Genomic DNA, 18,707 nt, shown 5'->3' with positions numbered 1-18,707 from the left:
TTCACTGGCAGTGCCTCGAAAGTGATCACTTGTTCTTTCTTCACCTGCAGTACCTGAGTGACCGGATCAGCTGGCTGATAAGCATTGCTACCTACCTGATACGCAGTAATGATGGTACTACCGACTCCTACAATATGTACTTCATTGTTGACGATAGTGGCCACTGTATCGTTGGAGCTGCTGTAAGTGACCAGCAAACCAGAACTAGCCGTAGCTCCCGGATCAAATGGTTCTGCACTCGTCTTACGAGGCGCCAGTGCCTCAAAGGTTATCGTCTGCGCGATTTTCTGAACCGTGAGGGTTTTGGTAGCTGTAGCTGGGTTGTAGGTAGCATTTCCGGCTTGTCTAGCCGTAATGTCGGTAACACCCGCACTTTTAAGTTCGATTTTGCCATCTGTGATGATCGCTACCTGCTCATTGGAGCTACTGAATGTCAGAGACAAGCCAGAACTGGCACTGGCTACCGGAGCAATTGGGTCATCTCCAAAGTGTACTTCTCCAAAGTCTTCAATTGTGATGGTTTGATTTGTTTTGGCCGGGTCAGAAACCATCAATACCTGAGCTACGTCTGCAGCAGCGTTGTAGGCATCATCGCCAGGCTGACTTGCCGTGATGGTGGTAACGCCCGAGCCAACCAAATGTATTTTGCCAGACTCGATAGTAGCTACTGCAGTATTGGAGCTCGAATAGGTGACCGTCAGTCCTGAGCTGGCCACAGCACCGGGATCAAAAGCCGCATCACCCAGTGTCTTTTCCGGTAGTGGATCAAAAGAGATGGATTGTCCTTTTTTCTGTACTTCATAGCCAAATACTTCTACCTCGGCTAGCGTGATGGCCTTAGCGGAAGTTTTCCAAATCCGTACATAGCGCCCTTTGAGATCACCGATGTTAATGGATATCGATGGGTTGGGATAGTCGGCATGAAAGGAGGTAAAAACAGTATCTTCTGCAGCATCGATGACTTCTACTGTGAAGTTGTTTAATAGCTCACTGTATGATGTGCTACCGGTGCGATTGTGGATGACCACACTGGAAATGACATGGTCTTTCCCCAGGTCCACCTGCCACCATTTCAATCCATCCTCGTGGCTGGTATGGCTAACGGAGTTGTTGTTGTAGTTGCCATTGGTATTGCCATCTATAGCGCGAGCGGCCTCTCCTCCATAAGCGGTAGTGGATTGGGTGGCTGTACCTGATAAGGCCAGGTTTTTCACCTCTGCCACGGACACTACTTCCAGGCTGATGCTGGTCAGCTTAAATGCGGAAGAAGCCCCAGTGGCACTTACTTTCATGGCATGTACTCCGGCGCTCAGGTATACTCCGGCGGATACTTCATGGTCCATCCACGTATCGAAACTTCCGGTAGCTGGTAGGTTAACGTTGCCCGTAGCATCTTCTCCATCAAAAGCGAAATTGATCTTGCCGTCAGCATTTTCCGCAGCATAGCGAACTTTGATCGCATAGGTGCCAGGGCCAGGAGCACTGACAGTATAAGTTAGATATTCACCCGTTTCAAAATCAGTGATATTGTAGCCTCCATCAGAGCTTACCTCCAGGTCTACACCTTCATCTGTACGGTAGATGCCGCCAGAGTTTTCGGCAGATAGGTCATGATAAGTGCGCCCTTGGCCCTCTGTGACAAAATAATCGTAGTGCTCAGCCTCAATGGTGGTCGGAATGGTGTGGAGACCATAAATCGGAATGCCCGCTGCATCAATTCCTTTAATTGGGTCACCGGGGCTTACCCGGCGAAATTTCAGGCCTCCATGACCCGGGTGATCGGTGTGAACTCCTTCGCCTTCTACTCCAATTTCTTTCGTCAGGTTTTCGAAGCCTCGGATGAGCCACTTGGTGTCTTCCTCAGACATTTTCAGTCGGTCTCGATAGTGTCCCAGGTTCATTTCAAAAACGGGGCTTAGGTTGTGTTTGGCTCTTTCCCGAAACTCTTCTCCTGTACTGCAAACAAGATAAGGGTTGATTTTTAAGGCTTTCCATCTTCCAGATCGGTCAAATCGCTCAATGTATTCACCCGACGCAACAGACGGCTCCCAGGGCTCCGGCTGATCGGGATAACTATTGTTATACGTCAGATTGTATTTGAAATAAAACTCCAACCCTTTCAAAAGTCGGTTGTCCAGATGACCATACAAGTCGTCCCCCTGATTCCATGCCATCTCGGCAATCACGGATATAGTGGCTACTCCTGCCAGACCGTGAGCCTGATCACGCGAGGACTCCTGACTTTGTCCATTTTCATAGATGTAATTGCTGATCACTTCATTGTAGCCATAATCTTCAACAGTCGTTTCAAAGCCCTGAAGTTTGTACTCATCAAAATATTCACATCCTCCGGTGGGTCCCGTAGTGATTGGCGGTCCTGAAGGATAGGCCAAATCGTCTGATCGGTGAGGTTGACCTTTCAGATAGCGCACCACACGGTCATACATGATTTCATTGTCGAGGAAGATCGCCATGGCCATCATAGTACGCATGCAAAACAGGCCCTGGTTGCCATGACGCGCCGGATCACCCTGATAAACTCTCCAATAAAAGGAAATATCATTGCTCGCAATAGCCTCCTCGGGCACCGTGGTACTGGAGTACCCCGGATACACGAGCATATCTTTAAACTTTTGGATGTCTGCTTCTGCCCAGCCATCATAAGTATGTGCTATGATCTCTGCCGCTTCAATCACCCGCCAAATTCGGCCTGAACTCAGCGGTACGGACATTTCGTTTCGTTTTATTCCAGACCAGGTATTCAATATTTCTACAGCTTTTTCTGCATGTCTACTGTCTTCGGTGATGTACCACATCAGTGCATTGTAGTAAGCCGCTGTACCGTCATTGATAAACCACCCGTCACTCTCGTTATTGTACACCGTAGTAAGTGCTGGATCTACATTTACGGCATAGGTATGTTGAGCCTTTTTATGGTTTTTAAGTTGATTGTAAGTAGTAATCCAGGGCTTTTCACCTGCTTCTACCATCGCTTTCATCCGATCAAGATCAGACAGCTTATGTGAGATGCCCGGATGTACGAATTGTCGCTGAGCCCACAGCGAGGTGCAGAACATCAGTACGACGATAATGGCTAATAATGGCTTATGCAATGACATGAATTAATCGATTTAGTGTTTTATCAATCTGAAAACCTGAGAAGTATTTTGATTACTTACTTTCAAAATGTAGAGGCCAGTATGGAAGTTGGGTAGCGCTATATGAACGGTGGTGGCTGTTGGACCAATGCTTCCACTCTTTAGTAGTTGACCATTAACAGCATATAAGCGGTAATCTGTAAAACGCTCTTGACTGGAATTAACAATCTTCACCCATGTATCCACCGGATTAGGGTAAACCCTTAGTCCATCAGCAACACTCAAGACAGTTCCTCCCAATACTGCCATGTTTTGGGCCACTTCATCCGCTGCAAAATACAGGTCATCTCCAGGCTGGCTGGCGGTGATGGTTACCACGCCGGATCCCTTGAGGTGTATCTTACCATCAATTATTTCCGCTACGTCGGCATCAGAACTGGTATAAGTGATAGGCAAACCAGATGATACCGTAGCACCCGGATCAAAAGGCTCATCTCCCACTGATTTCACAGGCAGTGCCTCGAAAGTGATCACTTGTTCTTTCTTCACCTGCAGTACCTGAGTGACCGGATCAGCTGGCTGATAAGCATTGCTACCTACCTGATACGCAGTAATGGTGGTACTACCGACTCCTACGATATGTACTTCATTGTTGACGATGGTGGCCACCGTATCGTTGGAGCTGCTGTAAGTGACCAGCAAACCAGAACTGGCCGTAGCTCCAGGGTCAAATGGTTCTGCGCTCGTCTTGCGCGGCTCCAGTGGCTCAAAGGTTATTGTCTGCGCGATTTTCTGAACTGTGAGGGTTTTGGTAGCTGTAGCCGGGTTGTAGGTAGCATCCCCTGCTTGTCTAGCCGTAATCTCCGTCACACCCGCACTTTTAAGTTCGATTTTGCCTTCTGTGATGATCGCTACCTGCTCATTGGAGCTACTGAATGTCAGCGAAAGGCCTGAACTTGCACTGGCTTCTGGCACAAAAGGAGCGTCTCCATAATAAACTGCACCAAAGTCTGCCAGAGTTATGGTTTGCTCTTCTTTTGCAGGGTCTGATACCATGAGTACCTGTGCTACTTCGTTCGCTGCACTATATGTGTCGTCTCCTGCCTGACTGGCAGTTATGGTGGTAACTCCTGAACCAACCAGTCGTATTTTTCCAGACTCGATAGTGGCTACAGAGGTATTGGAGCTGGTATAGGTGACCGGCAGTCCTGAGCTGGCCACGGCTCCCGCATCAAAGTCCGCATCACCTACCGTCTTCTCTGGTAGCGCATCAAACGTTATCGATTGGCTCTTTTTCTGAATTTCATAGCCAAACACCTCTACCTCTGCCAGCGTAATGGCCTTCTGAGAGGTTTTCCAAATGCGCACATAACGCCCTTTTTGTTCTCCTGTATTCACCGTGAGGGCTGGATTCGGATATTCTTCCTGAAAGTAGGAAAACACGGTGTCCTCTTTCGCATTGATTACCTCCACGGTGAAGTTGTTTAAAATCTCGCTGTATGACGTACTACCGGTACGGTTGTGTACCACCACGCTGGTGATCACGTAATCCTTGCCAAGGTCTACCTGCCACCATTTCAGGCCATCTTCATGGCTGGTGTGACTCACCGAGTTGTTGTTGTAGTTGCCATTGGTATTGCCGTCTATAGCGCGAGCGGCTTCTCCTCCATATGCGGTGGTAGATTGGCTAGCGGTGCCCGAGGTAGCCAGGTTTCGAAACTCTGCTACTGACACTACCTCCAGACTGATACTCGTCAGCTTAAATGCCGATGAAGCGCCAGTAGCACTGACTTTCATGCTATGGGCGCCGGCAGAAAGATACACCCCCGACGACACTTCATGATCTAGCCAGGTATCTAAACTTCCCGTAGCGGGCAGGGTCACATTGCCTGTCGCATCTTCTCCATCAAAAGCAAAATTGATTTTGCCATCAGCATTTTCCGCAGCATAGCGCACTTTGATCGCATAGGTACCCGGACCGGGAGCGCTGACGGTATAAGTTAGATATTCACCCATTTCAAAATCGGTGATATTGTAGCCTCCATCAGAGCTTACCTCCAGGTCTACACCTTCATCTGTACGGTAGATGCCGCCAGAGTTTTCTGTGGTCAAATCATGGTAGGTACGGCCTTCGCCATCAGTCACAAAATAATCGTAATGCTCCGCTTCAATGGTGGTGGGAATGGTATGCATCGCATAAACAGGCAGTCCTGCCACATCAAATCCTTTAATTGGGTCGCCATAGCAACCTTTGGGTCGGTGAAAAGAAAGACCTCCAAACCCCACATAAGCCCCTCCAGAAGGCCCCGTCTCATACCTACCATTAGCAACTATACTGTAATCCCTGGCTCGAATGGTCCATTTAGCATCTTCTTCGGATCTGAGTCCCCTTCCGACATAATGAGCAATTGGGAGCTCCCAGGTATCCTGATGAATAAAGGCATCACGCGTAAACCGGGTAGTATCCAGATCAATCACCGGACAAATGGCCAATGCATGATTTCTAAGTGTGGCATCATCTCGCTGAATAAACTCTCCTGATTCGACTGTTGGCTCCCAGGGGTTGGGCTGATCTGGGTGAGATTGAAAATAAGAAACTCCATATTTTAAGGAGTATTCCAATCCCAGCAGGATTCTGTCTTCGGCATGGCCCCAGATGTCGTCTCCCTGATTCCAGGCTATTTCGCCAATAGAACACAGCAACCCTAACCCAAATGAAGTATGGGCCTGATCCCGAGAGCTTTCCTGAGCCTGGCCATTTTCATACACATAATTTGTAAGTGCTCCATTGCCATAGAAATTTGCTTCCGTATCCAACACCTCTATGTCATAAGCGATACGGTATTTATTGCGATCTTTTTCACCTTTTCGTACATGTGGCCCTTTTGGGAAAGGGATGTCATCTGTCCGTCCCGGTTGCTTGGTGATATACCTCAAAGCCCGATCGTAGATTTTTTCATTGTCTAGAAAGATTCCTATGGCCATCGTGGTTCTGATACCACATAATTCCTGGTTTCCGGCTCTAACCGGATCAAATTTGTATGCTCTCCAGTACCAGGTGCCTTCCGCACTCTCATTGGGTGGTATGGTAGTATCCGAATAGCCAGGATAGACCAGCATATCTTCAAACTTCTTGATGTCCACTGCAGACCAGCCATCGTAAGTGCTTTTGACAAGCTCAGCAGCTTCCAGCATGATGATGATCACATTGGAAGTAAGGGCAGCTGTGCCATTATGCTGAACATAAGTGAGCCCAGTCCAGGCATTGAGACACTCCACTGCTTTTTGAGCGTGGCGCTCATCCCCTTCTATATACCACCTCAAGGCATTGTAATAGGCCGCCCTGCTATCATCTTCGAAGATTCTCAGGTTCGTCCTCGGTGCATCCCGATAGATTTGAGTGAGACTTGTATTGCCCTGCACCTGATAATCAAAACTTGCCGTGTGTTTAGAACACATGTCGATGTATGAGGAATACCAGGGATCTACTTTAGCATTGACCATGGCTTTCATTCGGTCCAGATCAGATTGCTTATGTGAAAGCCCTGGATGGACGAATTGACGCTGGGCGGGTGCAATCCATGGGATCATCACCAGAAACCATAATACAAATGTTATATTCTTCATTTTACAATCATCCAGGTTACAACTATTGCTTGATAAATCGCGTGGTGATGGACTGGTTGGCATTCGAAAGCCGAAGCATATAAAGCCCCTTCTCTACTTCACTCATGTCTAGCTGTAGGGTCGACTGATGATCTTGCAATGCCCCTGCTTTAATCACCTGGCCATTTACACCATAAAGCACATACTGCTTAAAATTGGCTTCAGGGATAGCCGCAAACAGCTGATCAGTCACAGGATTGGGGTACACTGAAAGTGTTTGTTCTGTAACCGCATTCAGAACAGTAGAAGGAATTACAGCCAGGTTTTGACTCACCTCAGCTGCAGCTGCATACGATGCATCTCCGGGTTGATAGGCCGTAATGGAACATATCCCTACCCCGACCGCTCTAATTTTATTGGCTACAATCTGAGCAACAGTTTCATCTGAGCTCTTAAACAACACTTCCAAGCCGGAAGTAGCAGTAGCTTGTGGCGAAAAGTCTGCATCTCCTACTGCCAGAATGGGCAGTGCATCAAACGTGATTTCCTGAGTGGCGGCTCCCACCACAAGGGTCTGGCTTGCCTCTGCCGAGTTGTAATACTCGTTTCCAGCTTGAATGGCGGTAATCTGCGCTGAACCTTTTCCCTGGATACGAACATTCCCTTCCACTATAGTGGCTACAGTTTCATCAGAGCTGGAATAGGCAACTGGCAAACCTGAGCTAGCAACGGCTCCCGGCCAAAAGTCTTCGTCACCTACTCCCTTTTCTGGAATCGGTCCAAAAGTGATGGTCTGGTCAGCTTTGGATACGGTAAGGTTTTGAGATGCTTTCGCGGAAGTATAATTTTCGTTGCCCTCCTGACTGGCAGTAATAGCCGTGGTGCCCACCCCTACGATCGTGACCATGCCATTTTGTATTTGAGCTACAGCCGAATTGGAACTGGAATAGGTAAGCTCCAGACCTGCCGAAGAAGTAGCCTGAGGGGCAAATTCCGGGTCCCCATATTTTTTACTTTCAAAAGCCTCGAATTGGATCGATTGAACAGCTTTTTCTACTTGTATAGTTTGCGTAGCAGTGGCAGGATTGTACATATCATTACCATCTTGTAATGCTGTAATGGTGGCAGAACCTACGCGTTGCACCTGGAGTTTTCCATCAGTAATTTTAGCTACTGTCTCATCCGAACTGGTAAATGTCACCGCTAGTCCGGAACTGGCAGAAGCCACCAGCTCCACATCAGAGTCACCATAGCGTATGGTAGCTAGCTGCTCAAAAGTGATGGTTTGATCTTGCCTGGCCTGGTCCTTCACGGTGAGTACCTGCGACACATCTGCAGCCGCAGCGTAGGTTTCATCACCAGCCTGTGAGGCTGTGATGGTAGCAACACCTGCTCCTACAATGTGGACTTTTCCTGATACAATACTTGCGACCTGCTCGTCCGAGCTGGTATAGGTGATCCCCAGACCAGAACTGGCACTTGCCCCCGGGTCAAAATCTGCATCTCCTACTTGCTTTTCAGGCAGTTCTGGAAAGGTTATTTGCTGTGCTGTTTTGGGTTTATCAAATCCAAAAACTTCAACCTCAGCGAGCGTCATGCCATTATCGGATGTTTTCCAAATGCGTACGTATTGCCCCAAAAGATCATCAATTGGAATGGTTAACGAGGGATTGGGGTATCCCGGATAAAACTGTGTAAAGAGGGTATCCATAGCCGCATTGATGATCTCTACAGTGATATCACTCAATCGCGAGGAATAGCTCGTGCTACCTGTGCGGTTGTGGATGATGATTTCATCTATGACATACTCACCACCAAGGTCTACCTGCCACCACTTCACCGGATCGTTATGCCCGGTGTGTGAAACGGAGCCGTTGCCATAGTTACCATCCGTATTGCCGTCTATGGCCAGGTGGGCTGGTCCATTGTAAGCGGTAGATGACTGTGTAGCTGTGCCCTCCAACGCCAAATTTCTTCCTACCAGTCTATTGACGGTGATTTTGGCACGGTCTACATGTGCTCCGTCCAACGTTTTCACCAGGATGTAGGTCACTCCATGACTTACTCCTGTCACCAATCCATTTTCATCTACAGTAGCTATGGCTGGGTTTTCACTTTCATAAATCACCTCCTGATTGGTAGCATTCGTTGGATATACCGTATAGGTCAACTGTAAACTTCCTTCCTCATCGATTTCGTTGTATTGGGGTATAAGTGAAACCCAGGAGACAAAAACATGATCAGAAGTGGCTTTTTCCAGCATAAACCAGTTGAAATGCCATCCTCCACTTGCTGCCTGTACACGGATGGTGCGCATGCCAGCTGTTAAAAATAGAGAAGCCGTGTTGGTAATCCAGTTGTCATCTCCTCCCGTAGCAGCTATACTCACGTGTGACGCCATGACGCCATCTACCTTGTATTGCATGGCCCCACCTGCTGCGCTGGCTACTCTACTATGAACGACGTACTCGCCTGCGGCAGGCACATGTACCTGATACTCTACCCAATCGCCATTGGTAGTCATGGCTACCTGCTGCCCTCCACTTTCGTCGGTAGTAGTTACTGACTCCACTCCGCTACTGGAGGTGAAGTTTTCGGCTTCTACCAAAATGCTGTCTACACTCAACTGACAGTCACTGGTGGTAATGTTATTGCCAGAACCAAGATCCGTTAACGGTCCGCATGATTCTCCAGAGATATTGGTAGACTCATCAGAAAGCACCAAGGGGTACCCAGTGAGGTTATTGATGGTGATGTTTTCTGCAGTAAAATGATCTTCCTCAGCTCGCAAGCCTATCGTATTGTTATCTCCTCCTACATTGACCTTTAGCTCCTGATCTGCGTGATCGTATTGCCCGCGCAGCGTAATATTGTGATTGGAACCTATAATAATGGCCGCATGCTTGCTTCCATTGTAAGAGCTACCGCTGTTGATCAGTGTGATGTCTGCATTCACCCCTCTATCCCGCACATAATCTACTCCAAGTGCCGGCCCATATTTGGTATCGGTGATGCAATCAATAATGTCTCCAGATCCTATGGCATAACCACGCTCACACTCTATCATGGAGCATCCTTCTACGCGCTTGGTACCTGTAGCATGGGTTAGTGTCACGCCAGCTCGCATGCGAAATACCGTACAATTTAGGATGGTAGGGTTAGAAGTACCTCGCTCGTACTCCACACCATCGATGACGGTCTCACCTGCATTGTAGGCTCTGATACCCCCTTCGCCAGTACTCATCATGTATCCTGCTGGTAGCTTGTAGCCCCATGTGGTCGTAAAGCCCACTTTGTCTGCTGGCGAGCCGGTACCTTGCTCCAGCAACATATCGTCTGTAGTTCGTACCTCCCCTTCCACATAGCAGCCTTCTATTTTAGGATTGTTGGCGGCCTGCATAAAAATGCAGTGGCCATAAGTCTGGTGGATAAATGAACTGTTGAGTAGGTGGTTGGATTCTCCACGAATCAGACAGGCACTGTGTTTTTGGTGTGGAATAACCGGCCCTCCTCCTTTACCAAAAGCATCTCCATAGCCATACGGAAAGGAACCTTTGGCTGTCACATGGAAGCCTTCTACACGATTTCGTGCACCATCCATACAGATGTTGAGCGCGCCACGTACCGGGCCATCGTGGACTGACCCCACATCCACCAGGGTAAGGTTTTTCAGGACATTGTCATTACCGATAATCTGCACCTCATATACCTGATTTCCACCGTAAGCCCTAAAAACTGCTGTTTCTACATTGATGGTCACTCCTGTGAAATCATAGGTGCTGTTGTTGCCCTCAAAAAGCAACAATACACTTGCCGTACGCCCAACGATGGTTGTTTCGGAGGTAAACAAGCCTTTATCGACATCAGCTTTAGTAATGTTATATACTCCCGGGGCCAATTTCACGTTAACCCCATCTTGTTTCAGGTATGGTTTCAATTCCTGCAGCGTGTTAACCGTAACCTGCGCAGTTGCTGCTATGACTAGCATTACAAAAAGAGGTACCAACAAAAGGCGACCGTACTTTGCTTTCATATCTTTTAGTTTCTGTGACCTTAGTGTAGCCAGCCCCCGAAAGAGTAACTGGCCATTAATACTTTTATACCTATTCCAAATCTATCATTTGGAGTCCCACGTGTTTAGAAATTATGGTTCAAAACCAATGACTTATGGCCCTGAAACCTTGAATAACGCTTTCTAGGACCTATAACTATTTTTTTACCACCTTAAAGAGCTCTTGGGATGTCTGCCCTGATAGCTGAACCAAATAGACTCCTGGAGGCAAGTGCTCAAGTGACACTACAGTAGCTCCGTCGAGAGTTATAGTACCTGACGCCACTACCTGCCCGGCAGTATTGCTCAGCTGGTAGTAATTAAAGTCACCCCCGTTGGTATTTATTAGAAGTGTCGTAGTGGCGGGGTTGGGATAGACAGCTATTTGATCGGGGGAAATATTGAGCACCTCTGCATCCATCACGATCAGGTTTTGCTTTTCTACAGGGGCTTCCGCATAGGTTTCGTCTCCTGCCTGCATGGCTTTGATGAGCGTAACGCCCGGTGCTTTTGCGCGTATGTGCCCACCAACAATGACCGCTACAGACGTATCTGAGCTGCTATATGTGACCGCTAAGCCTGAAGAGGCGGTAGCTTGTGGCAGGTAGTCAGACTCACCCACGGTCAGTACTGGCAATGGTTCGAATGTGATTTCCTGACTTAGCTTGACCACTAGCTGGTGCGTGACCGCCGGTGCCGCGGCAATGAGTTCGTTACCTGGCTGTGTGGCTGTAATGGTAGTAGTCCCTGCCTGCAGCAGAACCAATAAATTGCCTTCTACTTTGGCAATCTGTTCATCATCAGATTGGAATGCCACCTCTAAACCAGAGCTGGTATTCGCCGAAAGCATATAGCTTGAATCACCCAGCAGCATTTCCGGAATGGGATCGAATGATATGGACTGTGTGGCTTTATCTACTGTCAGCAGGCGCTCCGCTGTAGCCGGATTGTAGGTCTGATTTCCTGCCTGAAAGGCAATAATTTGTGTCGACCCTACTCCTTTGATATGAATTTTGTTTTCCACCACTGTGGCAACTGACTCATTAGAACTGGACCATTCCACAGCTAGTCCCGAGCTCACAGAAGCTTCAGGCTGTAACGGGCTATCGCCATAGCGCACGGTCCCAAACGCTTCTATCGTGATGGTTTGCTCTTGTTTTTGCGGGTCCTTCACCACGAGCGTTTGCGACACCTCTGCAGCCGCATGGTAAGTATCATCTCCTGGCTGTGACGCGATGATCTGTGCCGTACCACCTCCTACGATGCTGATTTTGTTTTCCACCACAGTGGCTACCGATTCATTCGAACTGGTGTAAATCACTGCTAAACCTGAGCTGGCCGTGGCTCCTGGATCAAAATCCGGGTCTCCTACTGTTTTTTCTGTTAGCTCCGGGAAATCGATGGTCTGTTGTGATTTTTCCACGTCATAGCCTATCACCTGTACTTCTGCCAGGTTCAAAGTCCCGGTATTGTTCAGCTGAACCCTGACCACCCTGCCTTTCACCAGTTCCACAGGGATGAGCAACGAAGGATTAGGTGCTGTGGTAAACGACCTGGAGAAAACTTCCCGTTGATCACTGTCAAAAATGGTTACCGTAAAGTCCTGCAGGCGGTTTGAGCAGCAGCGATCTGTTCTATTGTATATTTTGATCTCCTGGATGCGCTTGTTGCCGCCAAGATCTACCTGCCACCAGGGTTGGTGCTCATCGCTCGTATGGGTGACCGATCCAGCTCCAAATGAGCCATTGGTGTTGCCATCAATCGCACGACTGGCCACTCCATCATAGGCAGTAGAAGACTGTGTCGCCGTGCCTGATTTTGCCAGGTTGTCAGCTGTTTCTTGGATGTAGTAGGTAGTCAGTGGTTGTTTTTCCGAGGTAGCACTTTCATACAGGATTTCTATTGTTTCATCTGCAGAACTCCCCATGATGTCTAGCCTAAAGCGATGATAACCAGCCTCTAGACAAACCGTCCCTGAAGAGGTTGTACTACTGCCATGCTGATCAGCGACTTTCACCCCGTCTATATAAAGCTGATGGGTGAGCGAGGTATTCGTGGTGAATGTATAGCTGTCTTTCTGGTCCAGGTATACAAACCCCAGAAACCTAAATAAAAAGCCGTTTGAGCCTGCTGCCGAGGTAAATGAGGGTGCATCTACCTTGCCAGTTTGTGACGGCTCCAGCGTATCCAGTCTCGGTAATTGTTCCCAGTTTCCTTCATATTGGTAATAGCGCAAACCTGGAGTAGCGCCGAGCGGCGCTTCCTTGCCAGCAAAATAATGACAGGTAGTTTCTGCACAGTCTGTTAGCTGCGTGATGCTGTTGTTTGTTCCTTTGTCGGTTACGTCACCGCAAGATTTAATGGTATTGCCCGTACTCCCCGCTGCTATGTGCAGCGGAAAGTTGGTGTGATTGGTGATGGTGTTGTTGGCCGCCGTATGTGGCTCGGCCCTCAGCTGCCCTACGTTGTGAGTCTTCCCTCCCACTTTGATGACCAGGCCTTCGGCATATGCGCCTTCTTCCGCATAGATGTTGAGGTCAGAATTTTCTCCTCCCAAAAAGGCTACCGCGCCAGTCCCGTTGTAATACCCATCACTCGGTGCTAATATGGTTAGATCACCCGTGACTTTATTTCGTTTGTCATCATAAGCGTTCATATAGGCGGGGCCATATACGGCATCTGCACGGCAATTGATCAGCTTGGCATCACCCACCGAAAAGCCAAATTCATTACCTATGAGGGTAACATTCTCTACATGTCGAAAGCCGGACGATAGCACAATGGAACATCCTCCACGGGCATTTTTGACTGTGGTGTTTTTGATGGTTATGTCATTGGTGCCACGTTCGATGTATTCTCCGTCTATCAGTGTTTCTCCCCGGTTGTACGTGCGAATACCTTCTTCTGTGAGTGCTTTCATATAGCCGCTTGGTAATCGGTACCCCCAGGTGGTGGTAGGTGGTGACATAATAGTGGGATCTGCCAGCATATCGTCCGTAGACCGCATCTCACCTTCTATATAGCACGAGTCAATGGTAGGGTTATTAGCCGCCTGCATCACCAGGCAGTGCCCATATGCCCTGTGGATGATGGTCGTATTCTTTACAGTATTGTAATCTCCTCGTAGCGTGAGGGCACTGTGTTTTTGGAGTTTTACAAGGGAGCCCGCCCCTTTTCCAAAAGAATCTCCCCAGGCATAAGGGGAAGAGCCTTTTCCCGTAATATGAAAACCATCCACAATGTTGTGTTTACCATCTACATGTACATTGGTGACTCCTTTTGTAGGTGCATCATACACTGAGCCATCGTCTACCATGGTAAGGTTTTTGTAGGTGCTGTAGTTTCCACGAAATTCGATTTCCCAGATGTCTTTGTTGCCAAAAGCAGTAAACAGGTCGGTATTAAAGTAAATGGTTGCTCCTGTAAAATCGAAGGTGCAGTGACTACCGGTAAAAATAAATAAGCCTTTGGCCCAGTCCATATATGGGATGTCTTCTCCCCAATCGCCACTGGCTACATCAGCTGCACTGAGGTAGTAGTCTCCAGGCGCAAGCTTTACATGTACGCTATCTTTTTTCAGAAATGGCTTCAGCTCTAGCAAAGAATGTACGGTAGTTTGGGACTGGGCAGACTGCACCATTCCTAAGAAGCCCAGTAGGGCAAGCAACAGGTATTTGATCATGTTTTAGTCAGGTTTGTGAGCCGAAGTATGACCATCGGCTATCACAAAAATGACTTTGTTACAAAGTTTGGTGTATCAATTATGATCTTTTGGGTATAAGCCATTGACCAGAATCGCTATTGATTTATAGGCTAGGTCGTTAGTTTACATTGCTCGGGCAAATCTGAACGCAACGTATTTTAATAGTCAACGTAAGCCCGTAAGCAAAACTTATCTTTCTGAAAGGACGCAGCTTTTTCCACCATATTGTGTGGAACCAATGAAAATCGGAGAGCGCTGATGAAGTTCTAATGGTTCTAGTTTCATAATTTTCCTTGTGCCATCTAGAGCTAGTCCTCCACTTTGTTCTGCTAAAAAGGTCAAAAGGTTTATTTCATACATCAATCACAGCTTACCTTGAGGATTATCTTACGATTTTGGATATATATAAATCCAGTCTTAAAGGAGATTACGTTGAAAGCCCGAAACTAATGACTCAATGTATCTGGAGCTATAATTTTCTTATTTACAAATATCAACCTAATAGATACTGATTTATCAAATCCTCTATATCCCCCAAAATCAAGAAACATCGATCACCCACAACTTCCAGCCATTATAAATGATGTAAAAATCTATATATGGGAGCATGTTCATGAAGATGTCGATCTTAAAAAATTCTGTAAAAGCCGATTTAAATCCAGATGGATTTTCAAAAAATCATAGAATTCTTAATCTCGAAAGCATTAAAGGTTTTCTATTACAGCGAATTCCTTAAAACCAATTTGAACTCATTTTTTACCGCACCACTCAATTCGTTTAAAATTATTTTAGATGCTAAAACCCCCAATTGCGAAAATTCAGTAGAAATAACGGATATGCCTTCCAGTAACACTTCTTTCAGGGGAGTATCATTGTAAGTGAGGATACCAACATCCAAGCCAATTTTTAAATTCTGATTTCTTACATTCTTAATCAATTTGGAAAGATCACTCTCCTCTATAATCAAGTACGCTGTACCTTTAGATACCGGTGTATTGGCCTTGATTTCAGTAACTTCTTCAAATTCAAAATTATTGAACCCACAAAATTTCCTAAATCCCTCTAAAATCTTTTTTGGATAGGGATATGGGACATTCTGAGGAAAAACTATAACTAATTTTTTGTACTTTCTTAATTGTTCTGACGCTTCGGATAACGCATTAAAAACATCTGATTTGAAGTCCTGATAGACAGCACCTTTGTACTTTACCACATTATCAACAATGTTGTCAAGGAAGATGAGCTTTTCAGGATTTATTTTATTTAAAACGGTTGTAATTCGGTTCTTTTCAGCGGGACCTATTTCAGAGTCAATGAAATGTGGCATAATAACATAGTAATTATACCGACCCAATTTATCTGTTATATAGCTTTCAAAAAGCTCAAGATTACAGTGATAAACAAACAGCTCTAGCTTCGCGTGATTTCTCAATTCGTAAGCCAAAGAATTATAAACAACCTTCTTGTAGGAGCTTAGTTTATTAAACAGGACAAAAACTCGAATTTTTGAGCCTGGAGAGGATATTAGCACATAAAAACCTTTTCCTTTGACTGACTCCACCACACCCTGATCTCTTAATAATCGGTATGCTTTTTCTACAGTATCACGAGACACCAAATAGTCTATACTCAACTGGCTTATGGAAGGCAACTGATCCCCAACATGAATTCTTCCAGCTTCAATATTTTCAACAATGCTTTTTGCTATTTGCTTATACTTGGGTTCACTCGAATTTTCATCAAAGTCAAGAACAAATTTACGCAGCTCCATATGTGTTTTTGATTATTTTAAATCCATTCAAAACGCCAATGTAGCAAAAGTCAGGAATAGTTTCATAGCTCGAATGATTAGTTTAAAAATTGATATTAGTCGTTCGTTATGGTTCTTTCACAGGTATTTTAGGTGCCTTTTTGCCTCTGTTAAAAATAAAATTAATCCTAAAAATTATTCCATTTGAGTGAATTCAGTGCTTAAAAAATACACGATACAGAAAGGTGCAGGATGCGTATGCGTCATGCATTGTTCAATTTTATCGCTTGAATTAATATCAATTACCATAGCAAAGAAAGAGATGGAATCTAGAACCTTGAAATTTAATCACGTTGATTACCTCTGGGATGAAGCAAAAGCGGCAGAACTAGGAGACGATCAGATAGCACTTTTACTATATAGATCCAACCTACTTGGAACAGATCTTAGAATAACCAATTATGGTGGAGGAAACACAAGCTGTAAGGTAGACGAAAAAGATCCACTCACAGGAGAAATAGTCGAAATAATGTATGTCAAAGGGTCTGGAGGTGATATCGGCACCCTAGACAGAGCCGGACTTGCCGGACTATACGTCGACAAACTCCGTGCTTTAAAGAACGTCTACCGAGGCATAGAATTTGAAGATGAGATGGTGGAGCTTTTCAACCACTGCATCTACGATCAAAACTCCAAAGCCCCGTCGATCGACACCCCTTTACATGCCCTGCTTCCCTACAAGCACATTGACCACCTCCATCCAGATGCCGCTATCGCCATCGCTGCGTCTAAAGACGGTGAGAAAATCATGAAAGAAATTTATGGGGATGATTTTGCTTGGATCCCATGGCAAAAGCCTGGGTTCGATCTCTCCTTGCAGCTAGAAGAGGCAATCAATAAAAACCCTAACCTCAAAGGGCTCTACTTAGGAGGCCATGGGCTGTTCACATGGGCCGACAATGCCTACGATTGCTATATCAACTCTCTTGAGTCGGTCGAAAAAGCGTCTGCTTATCTAGGAGCAAACTATGGCAAAAATCGTCCTGTTTTTGGCGGACAAAGGACAGAATCCCTCAATAAAGAAGATAGAACCAGTCAAGCGTCAGACATTGCACCAATTCTAAGAGGTTTGTGTTCTTCAAACCAGTTGATGGTAGGACATTTCAGTGATGATGAGCGTATTCTTGAGTTTGCCAATAGCTTTGATATAGACAAACTGGCCCCACTAGGAACAAGCTGTCCTGATCACTTCCTGAGAACTAAAATAAGGCCTTTGGTTCTTGACTTGCCTAAAGATGCTGACCTCTCAGACTCAGAAGCAATAAAATCCAAAATTGAGCACCAGTGGATAGAATACCGTGAGTATTACAACAACTATTACGAATCATGTAAACGCAACAACTCTCCGGCAATCAGAGACAATAACCCGGTAATCATTATTTGGCCTGGGGTAGGTATGTTCTCCTTCGCTAAGAATAAGCAAACAGCCAGAGTAGCGAATGAATTTTACCTGAATGCTATCAACGTAATGAAAGGTGCTGAAGCGGTATCAGAATACGTCGCACTTCCACTTCAAGAAGCATTTGACATTGAATACTGGCTTTTGGAAGAAGCGAAGCTTCAGAGAATGCCCAAAGAGAAATCGCTCTCAAGAAAGGTCGCTTTGATATCCGGATCAGGTGGCGGCATAGGTCTGGAAATAGCCAAATTGATGGTGGAAAATGGTGCTTGTGTGGTGCTGACGGATATAGACGAATCAAGGCTTGTAGAAGCTCACAAAGGATTCAAAAGGGATACTGCTGAGTATGCCGTAATGGATGTAACATCAGGAAACTCTATCAAAGAAGCCTTTAGAAAAGCATCTTTGGCGTTTGGTGGTGTAGACATCATTGTGAATAATGCTGGAATCGCAACCTCTAAGTCTCTCAAAGACACTGAGGAAAAGGACTGGGATCTACTCCATAATATTCTGGTGAAAGGGTCATTCCTGACGGCAAAAGAAGGGGCTGAAATCCTGAGAAAACAAGGTCTAGGTGGAGATATTGTAAACATTGCGAGCAAAAATGCCCTGGTATCCGGCCCAAACAACCTTGGTTATGGTTCTGCAAAAGCGGCTCAGGTTCATATGACCAGACTGCTAGCCACAGAGCTTGGTGTAGATGGTATACGTGTAAATACTGTAAACCCTGATGCAGTGATCAAAGGATCAAACATCTGGGAAGGCGGATGGGGCGAAGGTCGTGCCAAAGCTTATGGCATCACCGTAGATGAACTGCCTGCGCACTACGCAAAAAGAACTATTTTGAACGCCATTCTTGAAAGAGAAGACATTGCAAAAGCTGTTCTAGTTTTTGTTGATGGATCTTTGAGTAAATCCACTGGAAATATTCTTAATGTAGATGGTGGAGTAGCTGCAGCGTTCGTTCGATAACTTTACAAATTCTTAATTGCCAATCGGGGACACGGTGCAAACAGTGTCCCCTTTTTTATGTCCTAAGG

Annotated in this window: 7 protein-coding genes; 1 reads left to right on the top strand and 6 read right to left on the bottom strand. The window is 46.1% G+C overall.

All coding sequences use genetic code 11. The features are described from left to right. The 6 genes from C7460_RS11910 to C7460_RS11890 all read right to left on the bottom strand — a co-directional run. Nucleotides 1-3,119: carbohydrate-binding protein (locus tag C7460_RS11910; protein ID WP_115868331.1), on the bottom strand; the 3,119-nt coding region annotated here is incomplete at its 3' end. Between the two features lie 12 nt (nt 3,120-3,131). Next, complete coding sequence (locus C7460_RS11905) at nt 3,132-6,725, bottom strand: galactose-binding domain-containing protein (RefSeq protein WP_170147986.1); 3,594 nt, start codon at nt 6,723-6,725, stop codon at nt 3,132-3,134. A 22-nt stretch (nt 6,726-6,747) separates the two neighbouring features. Then, nucleotides 6,748-10,737, bottom strand: coding sequence for a carbohydrate-binding protein (locus tag C7460_RS11900; protein ID WP_115868329.1), 3,990 nt, complete (start codon nt 10,735-10,737; stop codon nt 6,748-6,750). A gap of 175 nt (nt 10,738-10,912) precedes the next feature. Continuing rightward, nucleotides 10,913-14,437 carry a galactose-binding domain-containing protein gene (locus C7460_RS11895; RefSeq protein WP_115868328.1) on the bottom strand — a complete coding sequence of 1,175 codons (3,525 nt, stop codon included), beginning with the start codon at nt 14,435-14,437 and terminating at the stop codon, nt 10,913-10,915. A gap of 210 nt (nt 14,438-14,647) precedes the next feature. Continuing rightward, nucleotides 14,648-14,818, bottom strand: coding sequence for a hypothetical protein (locus tag C7460_RS24540; RefSeq protein WP_221409506.1), 171 nt, complete (start codon nt 14,816-14,818; stop codon nt 14,648-14,650). 358 nt (nt 14,819-15,176) lie between these two features. After that, complete coding sequence (locus C7460_RS11890; RefSeq protein ID WP_115868327.1) at nt 15,177-16,229, bottom strand: GntR family transcriptional regulator; 1,053 nt, start codon at nt 16,227-16,229, stop codon at nt 15,177-15,179. Between the two features lie 301 nt (nt 16,230-16,530). On the opposite strand from C7460_RS11890, the gene C7460_RS11885 reads away from it, so the two are divergent. Then, nucleotides 16,531-18,639: a bifunctional aldolase/short-chain dehydrogenase gene (locus C7460_RS11885; protein WP_115868326.1), complete on the top strand. Its 2,109-nt coding sequence runs from the start codon at nt 16,531-16,533 to the stop codon at nt 18,637-18,639. Nucleotides 18,640-18,707 lie beyond the last annotated feature (68 nt).

Source organism: Marinoscillum furvescens DSM 4134 (assembly GCF_003386095.1).
GTDB classification, from domain to species: domain Bacteria; phylum Bacteroidota; class Bacteroidia; order Cytophagales; family Cyclobacteriaceae; genus Marinoscillum; species Marinoscillum furvescens.
The sequence above is the reverse complement of the archived record's forward strand: the minus strand, read 5'-3'. Positions and strand labels throughout refer to the sequence as shown.